This is a genomic window from Polaribacter marinus (assembly GCF_022662535.1).
GTDB classification, from domain to species: domain Bacteria; phylum Bacteroidota; class Bacteroidia; order Flavobacteriales; family Flavobacteriaceae; genus Polaribacter; species Polaribacter marinus.
In genome coordinates, this window is record NZ_JAKQYM010000002.1 from 1 (window position 1) to 22425 (window position 22425).

The window sequence follows — 22425 nt, forward strand, 5'->3', positions numbered from 1 at the left end:
TAATCCTCATATCTTACGATATGAGGATTTTTTTTTATACAAAATTTATTCAAATTGATTTTTGTTCTAATTGTGAAGGTAGTTTGATTGTATATATTGAGATTTATTATAATATATTTCTTTTATGTAAAATAATTAGTTTTATTTTCGTTATTGTTTTTATACTTTGTTTCTTTGCTATTCTATGAAATTATATAAATTTTCTTTAATTCTTTTATTTATATCTACTAGTATTAATGCTCAAGTAGGTGGAGAAAGTGTATATCAATTTTTAAATCTTTCTACTTCGGCGAGACAAATAGCTTTAGGTGGTGATGTATTTACTCTTTTAGATGATGTAAATCAACCAATATGGAATCCATCAGTAATTAACGAGAATATTGATAATAAGTTTTCTGTAAATTATTCTAGTTATCTAGCAGGAATTAATGTGGGATCTATTTCTTATGCCAAAACAATATCAAGAAGAACTGGAACTATTCATGGTAGTATTAAATATCTTAATTATGGTTCTTTAGTTGGTGCAGATGAGGATGGAAATGAAACGGGTAATTTTGGAGCAAGTGATATTGCTATTTCTGTTGGTTATGCTTTTAATTTACCATGGACAAATTTGTATATGGGATCTAACTTGAAATTAATTAACTCTAATATTAGTAATTATACTTCTTATGGTGTTGCTGCTGATTTTGCAATATTATATTATAGCCCTTATAAACCATTTTCTTTAACATTGGTTGCAAGAAATGTTGGTACTCAAATAAAATCTTTTAATGGTAAAATTGAAAAGCTTCCACTTAAAATTGCCGTTGCAGGATCTTATAAATTAGAACACGTACCTTTAAAATGGCATTTCACAATAGATAATTTACAACAATGGGATGTTTCAGTAGCAAATCCATCGGAACAAACTTCTGATTTGGAAGGAAACGTAACAGAAGAAAAAATAGGATTTTTAGGTAATACTTTTAGACATATTGTAGTTGGGGCTGAATTATTCCCAGAGAGCGCAATTAATTTAAGAGTAGGTTATAATTTTAGAAGAGCTGCTGAATTAAAATTACAGAATGCAAGAACTTTTAGTGGAATTTCTTTCGGATTTGGAATAAAAATGAATAAATTTAAATTTAATTATGCATATTCTAAATTTCATTCTGCAGCAAATGCAAGTACTTTTAGTTTAGAAATTGATTTATATAGAAGATAATATGAAAAAAAAAATAATAATTGCAATTGATGGATTTTCATCTACAGGTAAAAGTACAATAGCAAAGTTACTAGCTAAAAAATATAATTATATTTATGTAGACACTGGTGCAATGTATAGAGCCGTAACTTTATTTGCAAAGCAAAATAATTTTGTAGATAAAGATTTTTTAGATGATAATGCTTTAATTTTAAACCTGAAACAGATTACACTTTCTTTTAAATTTAATAAAAACTTAGGTTTTGCTGAAATGTTTTTAAATAATATAAATGTTGAGAAAGATATTAGAACACTCGAAGTTTCTCAATTAGTAAGTAAAGTTTCTACAATTTCAGAAGTAAGAAAAAAACTTGTTGCAGAACAACAAAAAATGGGCGAAAATAGTGGGATTGTAATGGATGGAAGAGATATTGGTACGGTAGTCTTTCCGAATGCAGATTTAAAATTATTTATGACTGCTTCTGCAGATAAAAGAGCGACAAGACGTTATAAAGAGTTGATAGATAGAGGAGATAATGTTAAATTTTCAGAGATTCTTTTTAATGTTCAAGAGAGAGATAGAATTGATTCTACAAGAGAAGATTCACCTTTAATAAAGGCAAATGATGCTATTGAATTTGATAATTCAGATATGGGAATTCAAGAACAGTTTGAAAGAATTTGTTCTCTAGTAGATGAAAAATTAAAAAGTTAACGACTAAGGGATATTTAAATATTTATGAGTTTGTAATGAAATTTTCCATTTAGGATTTTTCATTACATAATTTACAATCTGTTCGGTCATTTTTTCTTTTTTACTCCATTCTGGTTGTAAAAATAATTGACATTTTTCTCCAACTTTAGTAGCTTCTTGTTCTGCAAAGTCAAAGTCAGATTTATTGTGAATGATCATTTTAAGTTCATCAGCTTCTGCGTAACATTCATTTAATGGTAATTTTGTTTTTTTTGGAGAAAGACAAAACCAATCCCATTTTCCAGAAAAAGGATATGCACCAGAAGTTTCTATATGCGTTTTTATGTTGTTTTTTTGAAGCAGTTCTGTAATATAATCCATAGACCACATTAAAGGCTCACCACCCGTAATAACAACTGTTTTAGCATTTTTAGTTACGTTTTTTACGATAGTATCTGCTAATGTTGGTGGATGTAAATCGGCATTCCAACTTTCTTTAACATCACACCAATGGCAACCCACATCGCAACCACCAACTCTTATAAAATAAGCGGCTGTACCTGTATGAGAACCTTCACCTTGTATGGTGTAAAACTCTTCCATTAATGGAAGCATTATTCCTTTATCTACTAAATCTTTTGTCTTTTTATCCATTATCATTAAAATCTACCCAATAAGGTTTTAAAGGTGCAAAGGTAGTTTTTTGATTATCAAGAATAAAAAGAATAATTAATTAATTCTAATTAGTTAAAAATCAAGTATTTTTTGTAAATTTGCACTCCTTTTTACGATAACAGATTTAGAAAAGGAAAAGATAAAACAATTTATAAAAACAACTCTTTGCGTTTTTTTCGTTAAAAATCTGGTAAACAATAAGATACAAATTATTATTCAGAAATGTCTGAAGAAACAAAAAACACTGAAGAGCAAGTAGTTGCTACTGAAGTACAAGAAACAGCAACTCCAGCTGTAGATCCAAAACAATTTTTAGCTGATTTTAACTGGCACAAATACGAACAAGGTATTGAAGCTGTTGATGAAGAAAAATTACAAGCATTTGAAAAAGCGTTAGAAGGAACTGTAGGTTTTGTAAACGAGCGTGACGTTATTGAAGGAACTGTAATCAGAATTACTGATAGAGATGCAATCATCGATATCAACTCTAAATCTGAAGGAGTTATTTCTTTAAACGAATTTCGTTACAATTCTGGTTTAAAAGAAGGAGATAAAGTAGAAGTATTAGTTGATAAAAGAGAAGATTCTTCTGGTCAATTAGTATTATCTCACAAAAAAGCAAGAGTAATTAAAGCATGGGAACGTGTTAACAATGCTCATGAAACTGGTGAAGTAGTTAACGGTTTCGTTAAATGTAGAACTAGAGGTGGTATGATTGTAGATGTTTTCGGAATCGAAGCATTTTTACCAGGATCTCAAATTGACGTTAAGCCAATTAGAGATTACGATCAATATGTTGAGAAAACAATGGAATTCAAAGTTGTGAAAATCAACCACGAATTTAAAAACGTTGTAGTATCTCATAAAGCTCTTATTGAAGCTGATATTGAATTACAGAAAAAAGAAATTATTGGTCAATTAGAAAAAGGACAAGTATTAGAAGGTATTGTTAAAAATATTACTTCTTATGGTGTCTTTGTTGATTTAGGTGGTGTAGACGGATTAGTACATATTACTGATTTATCTTGGTCTAGAATCAACCATCCAAATGAGGTTGTAGAATTAGACCAAAAATTAAACGTTGTAATTTTAGACTTTGATGATAACAAATCTAGAATTCAATTAGGATTAAAACAATTATCTGCTCATCCTTGGGAAGCTTTAGATACCAACTTAAAAGTAGGAGATAAAGTAACTGGTGAAGTTGTTGTTTTAGCTGATTATGGAGCATTTGTAGAAGTAGAACAAGGAGTAGAAGGATTAATTCACGTTTCTGAAATGTCTTGGTCAACTCACTTACGTTCTGCACAAGATTTCGTAAAAGTTGGAGACAAAGTAGAAGCGCAAGTTTTAACTTTAGATAGAGAAGACCGTAAAATGTCTTTAGGTATCAAACAATTACATCCAGATCCTTGGACAGATATTACTACTAAATATCCTGTAGGTTCTACTCACACTGGTACAGTAAGAAATTATACAAACTTTGGTGTATTTGTAGAATTAGAAGAAGGAATTGATGGTTTAGTTTATATCTCTGACTTATCTTGGACTAAGAAAATTAAACATCCATCAGATTTTGTAACTGTTGGTGATAAATTAGAAGTTCAGGTTTTAGAATTAGATGTAGAAAACAGAAAGCTAAACTTAGGTCATAAGCAAACACAAGATAACCCTTGGGATGCTCATGAAGCTACTTACGCTATTGGATCTACTCATGAAGGAACAATCAAAGAAAAGAATGATAAAGGAGCAGTTGTAACTTTTGCTGATGGAGTAGAAGGTTTTGCACCAACAAGATTCTTAGAAAAAGAAGATGGTTCTAAATTAGAAAAAGGAGATACAGTACCTTTTGTTATTTTAGAATTCTCTAAAGAATACAGAAGAGTTGTAGTTTCTCATACTTCTATTTTTAAAGAAGAAGAAAAGAGAAATGTAAAAGCTGCAGTTAAAAAATCTGCTGATGCAGAGAAAACTACTTTAGGAGACATAGGTGGTTTAGCTGATCTTAAAAAGAAAATGGAAGCTGGTAGTAAAAAGAAGTAATTCTTTTTAAACAAAGCTAATATTTAATATTACAAAAGCCGGTGCAATTTGCATCGGCTTTTTTTGTTTAATTTTTCTGCGATTTCTAAATTTGAAACTTGAATCATAGTTTGTGTTTTTACAATATTTAATTTTTTATTTGGGCGTTTCCTTTTAGGTCGGGCTTTACGCACTCGCTTTTTGTTCATACTTCACAAAAGAGCTCAAACAAATGCTTCAATCCCTAACGCAGATTATTTGCCAACTTTTGTTATAATTATATATTCTCCATACTTTTTTATGCTTTTTTCAAAGAACTAAATCAGAATAATTTATCTTTGTTTTGCTAATAAAAAAAGACAATGACATTAATAAAATCAATATCAGGAATTAGAGGTACTATAGGTGGGAAAACAGCAAATAATTTAACACCAATAGATGCTGTAAAGTTTGCTTCAGCTTACGGAGCCTTTATTAAAACAAGAAATTCCGATAAAAAAAATATAAAAGTAGTAATTGGTAGAGATGCGCGTATTTCTGGAAAAATGATTTCTAGTTTGGTAGCAAACACATTAGTTGGATTAGGAATTGATGTAATCGATTTAGGTTTATCAACTACCCCAACAGTAGAAGTAGCTGTTCCGTTAGAAAATGCTGATGGAGGAATTATTTTAACTGCCTCTCATAATCCAAAACAATGGAATGCTTTAAAATTATTAAATGAGAAAGGTGAATTTTTAAACGGAGCAGAAGGTGAAAAAATTCTTGCCTTAGCAGAAAGCGAAGATTTTGAATTTGCAGATGTAGATGATTTAGGAACTTATACAAAAGACAATTCTTATTTACAAAAACATATTGAAGAAGTATTAAATTTAGACTTGGTTGATGTTGAAGCTATCAGAAAAGCAAATTTTAAAGTAGTTGTAGATGGTGTAAATTCTACTGGAGGAATTTTTATTCCTGCTTTATTAAAAGAGTTAAATGTAGAATGTGTTGAATTATATTGTACACCAAACGGTCAGTTTCCTCACAATCCAGAACCTTTAAAAGAACATTTAACAGATATCTCTAATCTTGTCGTAAAAGAAAAAGCAGATTTTGGTATCGTAGTAGATCCAGATGTAGATAGATTGGCTTTGGTTTCTGAAGACGGTTCTATGTTTGGAGAAGAATATACTTTGGTGGCTTGTGCAGATTATGTTTTAGGACGTTTAGGAGGAGGAAATACTGTTTCTAATTTATCATCATCTAGAGCTCTAAGAGATGTTACTCAAAAACATGGAGGAACTTACACTGCTTCTGCAGTTGGAGAAGTAAATGTTGTTATTAAAATGAAAGAAACCAACACGGTAATTGGTGGTGAAGGAAATGGTGGAATTATCTATCCAGATTCTCATTACGGACGTGATTCTTTAGTTGGTGTAGCTTTGTTTTTATCGCATTTAGCACATCAAAAAGTATCTTGTAAAACTTTAAGAGACTCCTATCCAAGTTATTTTATGAGCAAGAATAAAATTCAATTGACCCCAGAAATAGATGTTGATAATATTTTAGAAACAATGGCTTCTACCTACAAAAATCAAGATGTAAATACAATTGATGGTGTAAAGATAGATTTTGCTAATGAATGGATTCATTTACGTAAGTCTAATACAGAACCTATTATTAGAATTTATACAGAAGCAAAAACACAACAAGCTGCAGATGATTTGGCAGTAAGATTTATAAAAGAAATTAAAGAAATAATAGCATAATATTTTGAAACTAAAACTTGTATTTTTATCGTTTTTATTAATTGCAACTACTGTTTTTTCACAAGAAAAAAAAGTTAAGAAAGTATCTAACAAAGGTAAAATGTTTGTGTATTGGGGTTGGAATAGGGCAAACTACTCAAATTCAGATATCACTTTTACAGGATCAAATTACAATTTTACTTTACAAAATGTAAAAGCAAAAGATAGAATAACTCCGTTTAATTTTTACGATTATTTCAACCCTTTAAGAATTACAATTCCACAAACAAATGTAAGAATTGGTTATTTTTTTAATGATAACTATACTATTTCTGTAGGTGTAGATCATATGAAATATGTAATGAGCCCTTATCAGAATGTAAAAATTAATGGAGTGATTAATGCAGGAACGCCTTTTGATGGTATATACAATAATGATGATATAGTGTTAACTCACGATTTTTTAAAGTTCGAACATACTGATGGTTTAAACTATGTAAATGTAGAGCTTAAAAGATTTGATGAAATTGGACATTTAATCGGAATGAATAATAAAAATTTTCAATTAAATATTACCGAAGGATTTGGAGTAGGAATTTTATATCCTAGAACAAATGCAACTTTATTTGACCAAGAAAGATGGGATGAATTTAATGTTTCTGGTTGGGGAATTTCTGCAGGAGTAGGATTAAACTTAACTTTTTTTAAATACTTTTTTGTGCAAACAGATTTAAAATATGGTTATATAAAAATGCCTAATATAAGAACTACTAATAATCCAGAAGATAAAGCTTCGCAAAGTTTTACTTTTTTACAAAGAAATATAGTTTTTGGAGCTAGGTTTAATATCTTAAAGAAGTAATTATGAATTTAGAAAAGTATTTTTCTCAATTTAGAGATCAAATAATAGGTGTCAATCAAACCTTTACATCTCCTTATGGAGAGAAAAATTTAATGTATGCAGATTGGACTGCAAGCGGAAGGTTATACCGACCTATTGAAGAAAAAATTGCTAATGAATTTGGTCCATTTGTAGCCAATACACATACAGAAACATCAACTTCTGGAGCAGCAATGACCTTAGCGTATCATGAAGCAAGAAATATTATAAAACGTCATGTAAATGCAAGTAAAAATGATGTTTTAATAACAGAAGGTTCGGGTATGACAGGTGTTGTCAATAAATTTCAACGAATTTTAGGGCTTAAAGTTTGTGAAGCCTTAAAAGAACATACCAATATTCCAGAAGATATAAAACCTATAGTTTTTGTATCTCACATGGAACATCATTCAAATCAAACTTCTTGGCTAGAAACTATTGCAGATGTTGTTGTTGTTCCTTGTAATAATGAAGGGTTAATTTGTTTAAAAAGTTTTGAAAAATGTATTCAAGAACACAATCATAGAACAATAAAAATAGCTTCTATAACCGCTTGCTCTAACGTAACAGGTATTAAAACGGAGTATCATAAAATTGCAAAATTAATTCATCAATACAATGGTTTATGTTTTGTAGACTTTGCTTGTTGTGCGCCTTATACAGATATCAATATGCATCCAGAAAATGAAGATGAATATTTGGATGCCATTTTCTTTTCTCCACATAAATTTTTAGGAGGGCCAGGAAGTTCTGGAGTATTGATTTTTAATAAAAGGTTGTACAAGAATACAGTACCAGATAATCCAGGAGGAGGAACTGTAAGCTATACAAATCCATGGGGGCAACATGATTATTTTGATGATGTAGAAACACGTGAAGATGGAGGAACTCCTGCTTTTTTACAAACAATAAAAATTGCACTTTCCATTCAGTTAAAAGAAAAAATGGGAACGGATAAGATTCAATTGCGTGAGGATGAAATTAACAAAGTCCTTTTTACTACTTTAGAAAAACTTCCAGGAGTAAAAATATTGGCTCCAAATCATAAAGAACGTTTAAGTATTTTTTCTTTCTATTTTGAAAAATATCATTTTAACTTAGTTGTAAAACTATTAAATGATAGATTCGGAATTCAAACAAGAGGAGGGTGTTCTTGTGCAGGAACTTACGGACACTTTTTACTAAACGTAGATCAAGCAACTTCAAATAGAATAAAAGATGAAATTTTGCATGGTTGTAATACAGATAAACCAGGTTGGGTTCGCTTATCAGTTCATCCAACAGTAACCAATAGTGAAGTTACTTTTATTTGTAATGCTTTAGAAGAATTATCAGAAAATATTGCAGATTGGTCTAAAGACTATAAGTACGATTCTATAAAAAATGATTTCGTACATAATACTGCTACCCCAATAGAAAGAAAGTTAGTTGCAGATTGGTTTTCTTTATAAAAATTCAGCTGGCACTTTATCTTTATGTTTAAAACGTTTATGAGACCATAAATAAAGTGCTGGTTGTTTCTTAATATTTTGCTCTGTTAAATTGATATATTTATCTGTAATATTATAATTATCAAATTCTTTTGGTGTTTCAGTTATTAGCTGAAATTCTGTTTCGTAATAACCTCTTTTTACTTTTCTAGTTACATAGTTAACAACTGCTAAATCAAACTTTTTAGATAGCATTTCTGCTCCTGTGTGAACAGGTACCTTTACATTAAAAAAATCTCTCCAATAAAATGTTTTATGAATTTGAGGAGATTGATCACTTAATAAGACATATAAACCTTGTTTTTTTTCGTCAAAATTCTTTTTCATACCTTTTACTGTATCTGAAGTTTTGTAGCCGTTAATGCCAAATTTTTCTCTTGAATCTCTCACAGCTTTTTCAAAATACTTGTTATTCAGTTTCGTGTAAGCTCCATATACATCAATATCCAAAACTAAAGGCAAGCTAATAGACCATTCCCAATTTGCTTGATGTGCACCAACTAAAGCAATACTTTTTCCTTTTTTGGTAAGTTCATTTATCAATTCGGGGTTTTTATACTTGTAGCGTTTTAATATTTGTTTTTCTGAAATAGAAAAAGCTTTTACACTTTCCATAAATAAATCCATTAGATGTCTAAAAAACTTTTTTGAAAGAGTTTTTAGTTCTTCATCACTTTTATTAGGAAAAGCTAGTTTTAAGTTTTCGAAAACGACTTTTTTTCTATAGCCAATGATATAATATAAAAGGAAGAAAAAGATATCAGATTTTATATATAAAATTCTCATTGGTAATCTAGAAAATAACCAAATAAAAGGGTAGGTAAGTGCGAAAATTAAAAACTGCATAAAGTTGTTTTTTGAGATACAAATATCGTATATAAATTTAAAATGCAATAGCATTACTAAATTGATTTTGCTATGTTTGTTATATGATAGGAAATATAAATCAAGCAGTTTTACTCATTATAATAGCTAACGTACTGGTTTCTATGAAAGGATTTAATGATTATTCTTTTTTAGATAAATATAAATTTCAAGTAGGTAGAGTTTTAGCTGGAGAAAAAATTAGAACATTAACCTCTGGTTTTTTACATGTAGATTGGTTACACCTAGGTTTTAATATGTATGCATTATACTTATTTGGAAATATTGTTACTACTATTCTAGGAATCCCAGAATTTTTAATTATTTATTTTGGAAGTTTGTTAGCTGGAAGTTTATATTCTTTAAAATATCATAAAGACGAACCATATTATAGTGCCGTTGGTGCTTCTGGTGCTGTTTCTGGAATTATATATTCTTCAATTTTACTATATCCAGGAATGAATTTGTACTTATTATTTATTCCTATTCCAATTCCGGGATATGTTTTTGGAGTAGGTTATTTGTTATATTCTATTTATGGAATGAAAAAGCAGCTTGGAAATGTTGGTCATTCAGCACATTTAGGGGGGGCAATAGGAGGATTTGCGATTACTTTATTATTAAATCCTATATTGTTTACAGCCAATAAATTAATGGTTATTTTATTAGCAATACCTATTATTTTATTATTTCTTTTTGGCGATAAATTAAAAGATTTGTAGAGAAAATAAAACATAAAAAAAGACTTTACAATTAAGTAAAGTCTTTTGAGCGAAAGACCGGGTTCGAACCGGCGACATTCAGCTTGGAAGGCTGACGCTCTACCAACTGAGCTACTTTCGCGTGGTAAAGAGATGCAAATATAAAATCATTTTTTACTTCTGCAATGTTTTTTGTTTAAAAATTAATAAAAATTTTCATCTTGACGTATGACCTTTAGAAAAAGGAAACCAGAAATTTTGGAAGCTTAAATTTTTACAGAATTGTCAATCTATTTAAAAAATTGTTTATCAATGTTTTGATCTTTAAAAGAGACATTCATAATTACATAATTTGGTTCTACTGTTTTATTAATATTATGTTTTTTAAAATATCAATGACCAAAGATTCTTATTCAATTTTTATCAATAAAAGGTTTTTATCTTCATTTATGAGATTTTTTTCACAATAAATAATTTTTGAGGCTTATTTTTAATACTGATAATAAAGGAGCAATTGTTTAAATTTCTTTTTTTTGAAATGTAATTAATCATGCTTTTACTAAAATGATTTAGTTAATATATTATTTTAAGTAGCATTTATAATAGAATTTAACTCTGTTTGGAAATATAAAAGGAAACTTTTAAGAATAAAATGATTTCTATAAAATTTTAAATTTTTAAGAGATGTGAAAAAGATAGAGAACTATGTAATTCTTTTAAAGAACAGTGTTAAGCAGAAAGAGTTCGATTAATTGTTTATAAAAGCCTGAAAACTAATGTAAAATAAAAAATCTCAAACAAATTGTTTGAGATTTTTAGTAGCGAGAACGGGATTTGAACCCGTGACCTCAGGGTTATGAATCCTGCGCTCTAACCAACTGAGCTACCTCGCCATTGGTATTTGAGGGTGCAAATATAATCGATTTTTATAAATGAGCAAGATGTGTTTTTAATTTTTTTAAAATAGAATTAATACCTATCTTGTCAACTTAAGAAAAAATTAAAATGAGTAAAGTAAAATACACTTTAGAAATACCAGTTCATGCATCTCCAAGCATGTTGTATCAATATATTTCATCTCCATCTAATTTGCAAGAATGGTTTGCAGATAAAGTAAATTCTAGAGGAAAAATATTTAGCTTTTTTTGGGAGGGAACAGAAGAAGAGGCCGAATTAATTGCTAAAAAGTCTGGTGAAAGAATCCGTTTTAAATGGTTAGAGAGTGAAGATGATGAAAGTTATTTTGAAATTTTGATTCAAGTAGATGCTTTAACTAAAGATGTTTCTTTAATTATTACTGATTTTGCAGAAGATGAAGATGAAGTAGAAGAGGCAAAACAATTATGGGAAAATCAAATTGATGAATTAAAACATACAATTGGGGCATAATTAAATGTCAAATAAAATTAAAAACTCAGCTAATAGCTGAGTTTTTTTATGCTCTTTTTCTTGTAAAATACCTTAATTTTGTATTTCTAAAAAATAGATTACGAATGGTTAATTTTAATGGTGAATTGTTATTTGAAGAAAAAGTGAAACTTTCTATAGAGAATAGAGGATTTAAATATGGAGATTCTATTTTTGAAACGATTAAAGTTGTAAACCAGAAGGTGGTGTTTTGGGAAGATCATTACTTTAGGCTAATGGCTTCTATGAGAATGTTGCGTATGAAAATTCCAATGAAGTTTACCTTAGAGTTTCTTGAACAAGAAATTTTAAAAACAGTTGCTGTTCAAGATCAATCTTCTTCTTTTAGAGTTCGATTAAATGTTTTTAGAAAAGATGGAGGCCTTTACACTCCTTTAACCAATGAAATTAATTATTTAATAGATGTAAAAGCTAATACCTATCAAATCAAAAAAAACTATAAGATTGATGTTTTTAAAGATTTTTATAATTATTCTGGGTTATTATCTACGATAAAAACCAATAACAGAATGCTTAATACTTTAGCTAGTATTTATGCTAAAGAAAATAATTTAGATAATTGTATTTTAATTAATGAAAATAAAGGTGTTGTAGAAGTTACTAACGGAAATATATTTATAGTAAAAAATACTGTTGTTAAAACACCAGCTTTAACGGAAGGTTGTATTAAAGGTGTTGTGAGGAACAAAGTAATAGAAATTCTTCAAAAAAATCAAGATTATACTTTAGAAGAAACTTCAATTTCTCCGTTTGAAATTCAAAAAGCAGACGAAGTTTTTATAACAAATGCAATTATAGGGATTCAACCTGTTAGTAATTACAAAAAGAAAGTTTTTACAACAAAACTCTCTGAGAGAATAAGCAGTAATTTAAAAATATTAGAAGTAACTACGGCCTAATTTAAGTTGATGTCACTTGGCGCATTTGCCCAAAGTTTATAATTACCTCCTTTTTGTAGTAATTTATTTCTCCAAAGGGGTTCATTATCACTAGAAAAAATGTTTTTAAAATCATTTTCGGACACAAACCAAGAGTTTTCTTTTAGTTCGTTTGTAAGTTGATCTTTCCCCCAACCCGAATAACCAAGAAAAAATCGGATATCATTTTCTTCTAGTAAATTATTATTTAATAAATGTTTTAAAGAATCAAAATTTCCTCCCCAAAAAATACCTTTATCAACTTCAATACTTTCTGGAAGTAAATTAGGAATTCTATGAATAAAGTATAAATTATCCTGTTCTACAGGACCTCCTTGATAAATTTTAAAATCACAATTTATATCAGGTAATAAATCGTTAATAGTATAATTTAAAGGTCTATTAAGAATAAAACCAACAGAATTATTATCTGTATATTCTGTAATTAAAATGATTGCTCTATTAAAAGAATTATCATTTAAAATAGAAGGTTCAGCAATTAATAATCTACCTTTTCTAGGTTTTAAGTGGCTCATAAGTAAATATATGTAAAATATAAGAATAAAAAAAACTCCCTTAAAAAGAGAGTTTCTTTATAACTGAACTGTAAAGTTTTTAGTTTACAGCGTCGCTTAATCCAGCTCCAGCTTTAAATTTTGCTACATTTTTAGCAGCAATTTGGATAGTTTTACCAGTTTGTGGGTTTCTTCCACTTCTTGCAGCTCTGTTAGAAACAGAAAAAGTTCCAAAACCAACTAATGCAACTTTATCTCCACCTTTTAAAGCAGCAGTTACATTGTCTGTAAAAGATTCTAATGCAGCTTTAGCAGCTACTTTTGAAATTCCTGCATCAGCAGCCATTGCATCGATTAAATCTGACTTGTTCATAATAAATAGATTTTTAAATTAATTGAATATTATTTTGTGCTTAAAAGCTTAACAAATATAGACGGATTAAGGGTTTACGCAAATATGAAGGCGAAAAAAGTGCCTTTTTGTTAATAAAAGTATGCAAATTGTTAATAAAGATGCTTTGTAAAACACAAAATCGATAGAAAGCTTACTAATAAAGGGGTTACATCATTTTGGCTTCTGAAGAAAAAGTAAAGCCATTTAGCAAGCTTTTTGCATCCATTTTTTTCTTACCCGAAAGTTTGATTTCATTAATAATAATGAATCCTTTTACTACAGCTACTTTTAGCTCTTTTTTTGAAGCAATTATTTTACCAATTTCAAAATTATGATTTTCTTCTTCTTTAGAAATACCATAAATTTTAGCAGAGATTTCTTCTTTGTCATTAAATATAACAGTCCATGCTGTTGGAAACGGATTTAAACCACGAATTTTATTATATATATTGTCTAAGGTATCTGTCCAATCAATTTTTGTATTATCAGAATTTAGTTTTGGAGCCGATTTTTCTTCTAATTCTGGTTGTTTTTTAGTTATAACATTACCATTAGCAATTAAGTCTACAGTTTTACCAACCAAATCTGCTCCTAAAAACATTAGTTTATCATGTAAAGAACCAACGGTTTCTTTTGTTGAAATAGTAATTTCCTCTTGCAAGATAATTTCTCCGGTGTCAATTTTATCATCAATAAAAAAAGTGGTAACACCTGTTTTTGTTTCTCCATTAATTATAGACCAATGTATTGGTGCTGCTCCTCTATATGCTGGTAAGAGAGACGCGTGTAAATTAAATGTTCCGTATTGGGGCATTTTCCAAACAACTTTAGGTAACATTCTAAAAGCAACAACAATTTGTAAATTGGCTTTTAAACTTTCTAAATCATCTATAAAATCTTGATTTTTTAAATTTTTAGGTTGAAGAATTTTTAGGTTTTGAGGTAAAGCATACTTTTTAACTGCAGATTGATTTAGTTTTCTTCCTCTTCCAGCTGGTTTGTCTGGGGCAGTAATTACCCCAACTACATTGTATTTGTTTTCTACCAAATGTTGTAAAATAGTAACTGCAAAATCTGGAGTTCCCATAAAAACGATACGTAAATCTTTCATATTTATTTGTTTAGTAGAAATTTATTCTGGTTGTTGATTTGTAACTTATCTTCTGATAATAATTGTCGCAAATGTATTAAAATGCCTTGTTCATCTGTATTTAAAAAATAACTTATTTCTTGTGATGTCATTTTTTTGTCGTTTTTTAGTAAATCTAAAATTTCTTGAGAAAGATCTTTTTTTGTTTTTCTTTTTTCTGATAAACAAACATCACAAATACCACACTTTATATTTGAGTGTTCGTCAAAATATTCTAAAAGTTGAATACTTCTACAAACTTTATTGTTTTTTATAAATGTTATAAAATCTGAAGCTTTTTTGTTTTTTTGTGATATGAATTGTTTTATCTCTTTTAAAAAACGGTTTATTGTTCTGTCATCTTCTCTTGGAACTAAAAAAGTAATTTCTGCATCAGAATTTACTGGTTTATACTCTACCAGATTTGCTTTTTCTAATTGTTTTAAATTATGGACAACTTGCTTAGAAGTAATACCAGATTTTTTAGCTATTATAAATTCGTTTATTTTTGTTTCTTGTTCAAAAAGACCTCCATAAGTTCTTAAAATAGTGTTGACGAATTTTTTTAATGAATCATTTTTATGAATGTAATTTAGTACACTCTTATGATTTGCAATGAATTGTAAACTAGATTTTTGGTTGTAATTATTGCTTATTTCAAAAACTCCATTATTAGCTAAAATTTTAAGGGTAGCATCTACTTTAAATGTAGAGAAATTGTACTTTTTACTAAAATCTAACAAATTAAAATTGAAAGATTCTTCGAGAATTTCTCCATTAGCGATATGAAAATGCTGGTATAATTTTTTATGTATTTCTTTAATTTCAGGAATATTTGGTAAAGATTTTTTTATTTGCTCTTTAAAAAGAAAAACATCATTTTCATTTTGTAATAAAACGGCAAATGATTTTTTACCATTTCTGCCTGCTCTACCTGTTTCTTGTATGTAGTTTTCTATGCTAGAAGGTAAATTATAGTGTATTACCAATCCTACATTTGGTTTGTCTATTCCCATTCCAAAAGCATTTGTTGCTACAATAATTGGTGTTTCTTCAATCATCCAATTTGTAAAAGATCTTTGCTTTTCTATGGGTGATAATCCTCCATGGTAAAAACTACTTTTAAAATGGTTAGCATTTAAATAATTTGAAATTTCTTCTGTTTTTTTTCTTGAATTAACGTAGACTATTGCAGGAGATTTCGTTTTAGTAAAAATTTGTTGTAATCGAAGTAATTTATCTTCAACTGTAAAAATTTGATAAGCTAAATTTTTTCGAAAAAAAGATTTTTTACAAATTATAGGATTGCTTAACTCTAAATTATTAGCAATATCTTCTAATACTTTTTTATTTGCTGTAGCTGTTAAAGCAATAAAATTTACCTCTGGTTTTAAACTTCTAAGAATTTTTATATTTCTGTAGGAGGGTCTAAAATCATGTCCCCATTCAGAAATACAATGAGCTTCATCAATTGCAATTAAATTAATGTTTAATTGCTTAATTTTTTGTTGAATAAAATTTGACTGTAATCTTTCTGGAGAAATATATAGAAATTTATAATTACCGAATTTTATATTATCAAAAAGGGTAATTATTTCTTCTTGTTTTTTGTTAGAAGGAATTAAAGTTGCTTTAATGTTCAGCTTTTTTAAGTTCTCTACTTGATCTTGCATGAGTGCTATTAATGGAGAAATTACCAAACAAGTACCTTCTTGCACTAATGCAGGAACTTGAAAACAAATAGATTTTCCACCACCTGTAGGAAGTAAAGTTATAATATCCTTTTTGTTTAAAACGGAGTTAATAATTTCTTCTTGAGGTTTTCTAAAAGTAGAAAATCCCCAATATTTTAATAATATTTCTTTTGCAGAAATCATAAACCGCATGCAAGCGAATTAATGATAAAATCGGTACGTTCTTTAATAGAGCCGAAAGGAACATTAATAATATTGTAGCCTACTTCTTGGTACGCATTGATTAAAAAATCATCAATAATGATTGATTCTTCGAAAGTTTCGTAACGTTCGTTATCGGTTGTATGTATTTCTTCCCAAGGAGAGAAATGAAAGATTTTATCATACTTGTATTTTAAACTTTTTTCTAAAAAGTAAGAAGGGAAATCTGTTTTGAAATAGTTCATATAAGCATGAATATCAGGGATTCCTCTATCAAAAAAAACAAGGTTTTCTTTGCTTTTGTGGGCAGAAAGATACTGTTCTTCTCTTCCTTCTAAAAGCATTTTACTAAACAATAAAGGTTCTGTTAAAAACAATTGATCTATTCCTTGTTTTTGAGCTTTGAGAGTAACTTCTCTAGAAATTTCTTCAAAACAATAAAACCCTCTTTTTTTTACTTCGTTAAGTACTGTAGTTTTTCCTGTTCCAGGGCCACCAATTAAAACAATTTTCTGCTGCATGTTACAAAAATAAATCATTCGCTTTATAAAACTAATTTTTAATGTAATTTTGTGGTTTGCTATTTGTAAAATAGTTTGTAATACTAGATGAAATTATGGAAGACAAAAAAGAGTTCTACAAAAAATTAAAATCTCAATTAGAAGGTACTACTAAGTTTCCTGCAGATTATTTGTATAAATTTATTGTGCCTACAGATGAAAATCAAGAAAAAGAAGTAGAAGACTTATTTAATAATACCGGGGCGGTTATAAATACAAAAAAATCTAAAACCGGAAAATATATTAGTGTTTCTATAGTTTTAAAGATTAAAGATGCAGACGAAGTAATTTCGTATTATTTAAAAGCAGAGAAAATTAAAGGTATAATATCATTATAAAAGTATGAGAAAAATTTTAACATTATTTATTTTAAGTTGTTCATTATCAGTTTTTTCACAACAAAATAGCAAAACATTATTGACTATTGATAATGATAAAACTACAGTTGCAGAGTTTAAAAGAGTTTACGAGAAAAATCTAGATGCAATAGATAATGAAGAGTCTAAAAATGTAACGAATAATTTAGAACTTTTTATTAATTACAAACTAAAAGTTAAAGAAGCATACAGTATTAAGTTAGATACACTTCCGTCTTATAAAAGAGAGATAGAAACGTATAAAAATCAGCTATTTGCACCTTATATGCAAGATACAACTTTTATAAAATCATTGGTTAAAGAGGCTTATTTTAGAACTAAAAATGAAATTAAAGCAAAACATATCTTAATAAGAATGCCAAGAGATGCTGCTCCAAAAGATACATTAGTTGCCTATAATAAAATTATGAAAATCAGAGACCGAATAATTAAAGGAGAAGGTTTTGAAAAAGTTGCAGTTGAAGTTTCTGAAGATAAATCAGCACAAGATGATCCCAAAACTAGAAGAAAAGGAAATAAAGGAAATTTAGGTTATTTTTCTGCTTTTAAAATGGTATATCCCTTTGAAAAAGCAGCGTATTCTACAAAAGTAGGTGAAATTTCTATGCCTTTTAAAACAAGTTTTGGATATCATATCATTAAAGTTGATGATTTAAGAACCACCAAAGGAGAAGTAGAAGTAGCTCATATTTTAGTAAGTGATACTACTTCAAAAGGAAAAGATAAAATAAACGAAGTATTTGATAAATTGAAAAAGAATGAAAAATTCGAGGATTTAGCAAAAGTATATTCAAACGATCTTGGCTCTAAAGAAAAAGGAGGTAAATTGATGAAGTTTGGTAGTGGTGTTATGGTAAAACCTTTTGAAAAAGCTGCTTTTAGTTTAGAAAAAGAAGGAGAATACTCTAAACCATTTAAAACACGTTTTGGTTGGCATATTGTAAAATTATTAAAAAAACATCCATTAAAACCATTTCTAGAACTAGAAAAAGAACTTACAAATAAAATAAAGAAAAGTTCTAGAATGCAATTGTCAGAAAAAGCTGTAATCAATAAATTAAAGAAGAAATATGTTATTTTAGAGAATGAAAAATCGAAAGAAATTTTAAATCAAAAAAATTTAAGAGCCATTCCTAAAGATTCTTTGCAAAACACAATTTTAAGTATTAACGATAAAAATATTACTCAAGAAAAATTTATCAACTACATTAGAAATAGAAGACATTTACCAGTTTTTCTTTTATTTGATATGTTTAAAGATGCAGAAATTTTAGCATATTATAAAGAAAATTTAGCAAATACTGAGCCTGAATATGCATATACTCTAAAAGAGTATCAAGACGGACTATTGTTGTTTGAATTGATGCAACAAAAAATTTGGAATAAATCTTCAAAAGATTCTATTGGATTAAATCATTATTTTGAAACACATCAAAGTAATTATAAAACCAAAGAGTTAAAGCGTATCAAAGGAGAAGTGATGAATGATTATCAAAACTTTTTAGAAAAGAATTGGATTGCAGATTTAAGAAGAAAAAGTAAGATTAAAATCAATAAAAGACAATTAAAGAAATTAATTAAATTTTACGAAAAAAAATAATGAAAAACATAGCAAATTTCTTTATCATCATTATGTTTTTATCATCTTGTAATTATCTTACATTACAAGAGAAAGAAGATAAAACATCCGAAATTGTTGCTATTGTTAACACCGAAAAATTATTTAGAGAAGATTTAATAAATGCTTTACCAAAGAATTTATCAAAGTCAGATAGTATTGTTTTTGTAAAAAGCTATATAAATGATTGGGGAATAAAACAATTATTGTTAAATAAAGCAGAAAAGAATAGTAGTCTAGATGAAATAAACGAAATTAATAATCTTGTAAATAATTACAAAGAAAGCTTATTAATTAATAATTATAAAGAGTTACTTGTTAAACAACAATTAGATACAATAGTTTCTGATGAAGAAATTACAGCTTTTTATAATTTGAATAAAGAAAACTTTAAATTAAATGAAGAGTTGGTGATGGTAAAATATCTTCATTTTGATAATAAAGTATTTAATAAAAAAGAGCTGATTAATTTATTTAAATCAGATGAAATAGAAGATTTAGAAGATTTAGAAAAACAACAATTAAGTTTTAAATTCTTTCAGTTTAACGATTCTATATGGACACGTTTAGATAACATTTTGTTAAAACTTCCATTTTCTAAGGAAAAACTGTTAAAAAAATCAAAATTCATTCAAAAACAAGATTCAATAGGTTTATATTTGGCATCTATAAAAGATGTTTTATTAAGAAATGATACAGCTCCTTTAAGCTATATAAAACCGACAATAAAACAAATGATTTTACACAAACGTAAAATAGAATTAATAAGAGAAATAGAAAAAATATTAGTAAAAGATGCCATACAAAACAACAATTTTAAAATATACTAAACTTATTGCAATTATAGCCTTTATTGGTTTTTCTAGTACAGAATTATATTCACAAAAAGTAAAAATAGACGGTGTTGCAGTTGTCGTAGGTAAAAATATTGTATTAGATTCTGATATCACTAAATTTAAACAAGAAATAGAGATTAGAACAGAAGGAAAAGTAAGTATTACAGATTGCGAAATGTTAGAAGAATTAATGCAACAAAAACTTTTAGCTCATCATGCTGTGGTAGATAGTGTTGTTATTGCTGATTCAGAAATCTCTTCTAAAGTAGAAAAAAGTATTCAATACTTTACACAACAATACGGTTCTTTAGATAAAGTAATTAAAGCTTATGGTTTTAATGATTTAGACGACTTAAAAAAAGAATTGCATACCGTTCAAAAAGAAAACTTGTTAATAGAAAAAGAACAAGCAAAAATTACTGAAAAAGTTGACGTAACTCCAGAAGAAGTACGTTTGTATTTTAATGGTTTAAAAGAAAGTGGTCAATTGCCACAATTTCCTGCAGAAATTGAATTGGCACAGATTGTTATAAAAGCAACAGCAACAAAAGAAGAAGAAGAAAGAATTATTGCGAAGTTGAATAAAATAAAAAAGGAAATTGAAGACGGTGCAAGTTTTAAAATGAAAGCGATAATTAATTCTGAAGATCCAGGAGTTACACAAAATGGAGGAAAATATCCAGTAACTAAAGAATCTAATTTTATTAAAGAATTTAAAGAAATGGCTTTTACATTAGATGTTGGTCAAATTTCAGAACCTTTTAAATCTCAATTCGGATACCATTTAATGCAATTACATGAAGTTAAAGGAAATACAAGAATTGCTTCACACATTTTATTGAAACCTGAAATTCCTGAAGAAAAATTAAAGGAAATAAAAGAGAGTGTAGAAAAGATTATTACAGAAATAAAAGAAGGTAAAATAACATTTGAAGAAGCTGTAAAAAAATATTCAGAAGATGATGACACAAAATTTAATGGAGGTTTAATTCTGAATCCATATACAGGAGAATCTAAATTTGATTTAACTAGAATGGATCCTGCTTTATATGCAAGAGTTAATGATTTAAAGAAAGGAGAAATGACCTATGCTTTTTATGATGAAGATGGCGCTGGAGAAAAAATGTATAAGTTTATTTTGATGAAAGATAGAACAGATACCCATACTGCAGATTTAGTAGAAGATTATGTTAAAATTCAACAATTAGCATTGCAAAAAAAGAAAGAAGAAACTATTACGAAATGGTCTAAAGACAAAATAAAAGACACTTATATTAAATTAGGAGAATCTCATAGAAAATGTGATTTTAAGAAAAACTGGAAAAAAGAAATAGCAAAATAATGTCTGATGTTAAAGCTGTAAATGAGTTAGTCAATAAATATAACTTATTAAAATCTGAAATAGGTAAAGTAATAATTGGTCAGCATGAGGCTGTTAATTTTACTTTATTATCAATATTTTGTGGTGGACATTCATTGTTGATTGGTGTACCCGGTTTAGCAAAAACATTATTGGTAAATACAGTTTCAGATGCTTTAGGATTAAACTTTAAACGTATTCAATTTACTCCAGATTTAATGCCTTCTGATATTTTAGGAAGTGAAATTTTAGATGAAAACAGACATTTTAAATTTATTAAAGGACCTATTTTTTCTAATATCATTTTAGCAGATGAGATTAACAGAACACCACCAAAAACACAAGCAGCTTTATTAGAAGCAATGCAAGAACGTTCTGTAACTGTTTCTGGTAATCATTATAAATTAGAATTGCCATTCTTTGTGTTAGCAACACAAAATCCAATTGAGCAAGAAGGTACTTATCCTTTACCAGAAGCTCAGTTAGATAGGTTTATGTTTTCTATAAATTTAGAATATCCTACTTTTAAAGAAGAAGTAGCGGTGGTAAAGAGTACAACATCTACTATAAAACAAAATGTTGAAGCCATATTAACAGGACAAGAAATTGTAGCCATACAAAATTTAATTAGAAAAATTCCTGTAGCAGATAATGTAATAGAATATGCCGTTTCTTTGGTGGGTAAAACTAGACCAAAATCTAATGAAGCGACAGAAAAAGTAAAAACTTATTTAGATTGGGGTGCAGGTCCAAGAGCATCACAAAATTTAATTTTAGCAGCCAAAGCTCATGCAGCAATTAATGGAAAGTTTTCTCCAGATATAGAAGATGTAAAAGCAGTTGCTATTCCAATTTTATCTCATAGAATTGTAAAAAATTATAAAGCAGAAGCAGAAGGAATTACTATTTCAGATATTATAACTTCGCTTTTATAAAATTATAATTATCATAAAACTTAAGAATACGGCATCTGCCGTATTTTTTTTGCTCTAACTCTATGAATCTTGTTGTGTAATTTAAAATATTAAAATCATAGAGATAAAAAAGAAGAAGGTGTTGTATGTGAGGTTTATTTAAACAAAAGTAATTCTTTCTAATAATTTATAACTTGTGTAAAGTTATTGCTTTAAGCTAGCTTTACAGACTGAATT

21 protein-coding genes and 2 tRNA genes are annotated in these 22425 nt (G+C 28.1%); 14 read left to right on the forward strand and 9 right to left on the reverse strand.

All coding sequences use genetic code 11. From position 1 onward, the window contains the following. Positions 1–184 precede the first annotated feature (184 nt). Complete coding sequence (porQ, locus tag MC378_RS03260) at positions 185–1207, forward strand: type IX secretion system protein PorQ (protein WP_242177293.1); 1023 nt, start codon at positions 185–187, stop codon at positions 1205–1207. A 1-nt stretch (position 1208) separates the two neighbouring features. Then, on the forward strand, positions 1209–1901 hold the full coding sequence (cmk, locus tag MC378_RS03265) for a (d)CMP kinase (RefSeq protein ID WP_242177294.1): 693 nt from the start codon (positions 1209–1211) through the stop codon (positions 1899–1901). A gap of 3 nt (positions 1902–1904) precedes the next feature. On the opposite strand, the gene MC378_RS03270 is transcribed toward cmk, so the two are convergent. Beyond that, positions 1905–2534, reverse strand: coding sequence for a 7-carboxy-7-deazaguanine synthase QueE (locus tag MC378_RS03270; RefSeq protein ID WP_242177295.1), 630 nt, complete (start codon positions 2532–2534; stop codon positions 1905–1907). Between the two features lie 243 nt (positions 2535–2777). Here MC378_RS03270 and rpsA point away from each other — a divergent pair, with 243 nt between their 5' ends. The 4 genes from rpsA (at position 2778) to MC378_RS03290 (ending at position 8641) form a co-directional block, all read left to right on the forward strand. Further along, on the forward strand, positions 2778–4598 hold the full coding sequence (rpsA, locus tag MC378_RS03275; protein ID WP_242177296.1) for a 30S ribosomal protein S1: 1821 nt from the start codon (positions 2778–2780) through the stop codon (positions 4596–4598). 341 nt (positions 4599–4939) lie between these two features. Further along, the gene (gene glmM, locus MC378_RS03280) at positions 4940–6331 is read left to right on the forward strand and encodes a phosphoglucosamine mutase (protein ID WP_242177297.1); all 1392 of its coding nucleotides are present in this window, start codon (positions 4940–4942) and stop codon (positions 6329–6331) included. A 1-nt stretch (position 6332) separates the two neighbouring features. Beyond that, positions 6333–7172 (forward strand): hypothetical protein, encoded by an 840-nt coding sequence (locus MC378_RS03285; protein WP_242177653.1) that lies wholly within the window; start codon positions 6333–6335, stop codon positions 7170–7172. A gap of 2 nt (positions 7173–7174) precedes the next feature. Next, positions 7175–8641, forward strand: coding sequence for an aminotransferase class V-fold PLP-dependent enzyme (locus MC378_RS03290; protein WP_242177298.1), 1467 nt, complete (start codon positions 7175–7177; stop codon positions 8639–8641). Here the strand turns inward: MC378_RS03290 and MC378_RS03295 are convergent. Further along, positions 8636–9526 (reverse strand): lysophospholipid acyltransferase family protein, encoded by an 891-nt coding sequence (locus tag MC378_RS03295; RefSeq protein WP_242177299.1) that lies wholly within the window; start codon positions 9524–9526, stop codon positions 8636–8638. The two genes, MC378_RS03290 and MC378_RS03295, sit on opposite strands and share 6 nt — an antisense overlap. Before the next feature lie 83 nt (positions 9527–9609). On the opposite strand from MC378_RS03295, the gene MC378_RS03300 reads away from it, so the two are divergent. Then, positions 9610–10266: a rhomboid family intramembrane serine protease gene (locus MC378_RS03300; protein ID WP_242177300.1), complete on the forward strand. Its 657-nt coding sequence runs from the start codon at positions 9610–9612 to the stop codon at positions 10264–10266. A 48-nt stretch (positions 10267–10314) separates the two neighbouring features. Here MC378_RS03300 and MC378_RS03305 read toward each other — a convergent pair. Both MC378_RS03305 and MC378_RS03310 read right to left on the reverse strand, forming a co-directional pair. Continuing rightward, positions 10315–10387: transfer RNA gene (locus MC378_RS03305), tRNA-Gly, on the reverse strand. 677 nt (positions 10388–11064) lie between these two features. After that, a tRNA-Met gene (locus MC378_RS03310) sits at positions 11065–11138 on the reverse strand. A 112-nt stretch (positions 11139–11250) separates the two neighbouring features. Here MC378_RS03310 and MC378_RS03315 point away from each other — a divergent pair. Together MC378_RS03315 and MC378_RS03320 are read left to right on the forward strand one after the other, a co-directional pair. Beyond that, complete coding sequence (locus MC378_RS03315; RefSeq protein ID WP_242177301.1) at positions 11251–11634, forward strand: START-like domain-containing protein; 384 nt, start codon at positions 11251–11253, stop codon at positions 11632–11634. A 104-nt stretch (positions 11635–11738) separates the two neighbouring features. Then, positions 11739–12572 (forward strand): aminotransferase class IV, encoded by an 834-nt coding sequence (locus MC378_RS03320; protein WP_242177302.1) that lies wholly within the window; start codon positions 11739–11741, stop codon positions 12570–12572. Here MC378_RS03320 and MC378_RS03325 read toward each other — a convergent pair. The 5 genes from MC378_RS03325 to MC378_RS03345 form a co-directional block, all read right to left on the reverse strand. Then, positions 12569–13126, reverse strand: coding sequence for a YqgE/AlgH family protein (locus tag MC378_RS03325; protein WP_242177303.1), 558 nt, complete (start codon positions 13124–13126; stop codon positions 12569–12571). The two genes, MC378_RS03320 and MC378_RS03325, sit on opposite strands and share 4 nt — an antisense overlap. A 79-nt stretch (positions 13127–13205) precedes the next feature. Further along, positions 13206–13478: an HU family DNA-binding protein gene (locus tag MC378_RS03330; protein WP_091893855.1), complete on the reverse strand. Its 273-nt coding sequence runs from the start codon at positions 13476–13478 to the stop codon at positions 13206–13208. A 187-nt stretch (positions 13479–13665) separates the two neighbouring features. Continuing rightward, positions 13666–14610: a methionyl-tRNA formyltransferase gene (fmt, locus tag MC378_RS03335; RefSeq protein ID WP_242177304.1), complete on the reverse strand. Its 945-nt coding sequence runs from the start codon at positions 14608–14610 to the stop codon at positions 13666–13668. A gap of 2 nt (positions 14611–14612) precedes the next feature. Next, the gene (locus tag MC378_RS03340; protein ID WP_242177305.1) at positions 14613–16505 is read right to left on the reverse strand and encodes a RecQ family ATP-dependent DNA helicase; all 1893 of its coding nucleotides are present in this window, start codon (positions 16503–16505) and stop codon (positions 14613–14615) included. Next, positions 16502–17044 (reverse strand): AAA family ATPase, encoded by a 543-nt coding sequence (locus MC378_RS03345; RefSeq protein ID WP_242177306.1) that lies wholly within the window; start codon positions 17042–17044, stop codon positions 16502–16504. The genes MC378_RS03340 and MC378_RS03345 overlap by 4 nt, the downstream gene beginning before the upstream one ends. Before the next feature lie 95 nt (positions 17045–17139). Here MC378_RS03345 and MC378_RS03350 point away from each other — a divergent pair, with 95 nt between their 5' ends. The 5 genes from MC378_RS03350 to MC378_RS03370 are packed head-to-tail and all read left to right on the forward strand — an operon-like array spanning position 17140 to position 22209. Beyond that, on the forward strand, positions 17140–17421 hold the full coding sequence (locus tag MC378_RS03350) for a DUF493 family protein (RefSeq protein ID WP_242177307.1): 282 nt from the start codon (positions 17140–17142) through the stop codon (positions 17419–17421). 4 nt (positions 17422–17425) lie between these two features. Continuing rightward, positions 17426–19060, forward strand: coding sequence for a peptidylprolyl isomerase (locus MC378_RS03355; protein WP_242177308.1), 1635 nt, complete (start codon positions 17426–17428; stop codon positions 19058–19060). Next, positions 19060–19908, forward strand: a complete 849-nt coding sequence (locus tag MC378_RS03360; protein WP_242177309.1) for a hypothetical protein — start codon at positions 19060–19062, stop codon at positions 19906–19908. Before MC378_RS03355 ends, MC378_RS03360 begins: the two co-directional genes overlap by 1 nt. Continuing rightward, entirely contained in the window at positions 19874–21256 is a 1383-nt protein-coding gene (locus MC378_RS03365; protein ID WP_242177310.1) for a peptidylprolyl isomerase, read from the forward strand. The genes MC378_RS03360 and MC378_RS03365 overlap by 35 nt, the downstream gene beginning before the upstream one ends. Beyond that, positions 21256–22209, forward strand: coding sequence for an AAA family ATPase (locus MC378_RS03370; RefSeq protein ID WP_242177311.1), 954 nt, complete (start codon positions 21256–21258; stop codon positions 22207–22209). Before MC378_RS03365 ends, MC378_RS03370 begins: the two co-directional genes overlap by 1 nt. The last annotated feature ends 216 nt before the right edge of the window (positions 22210–22425 follow it).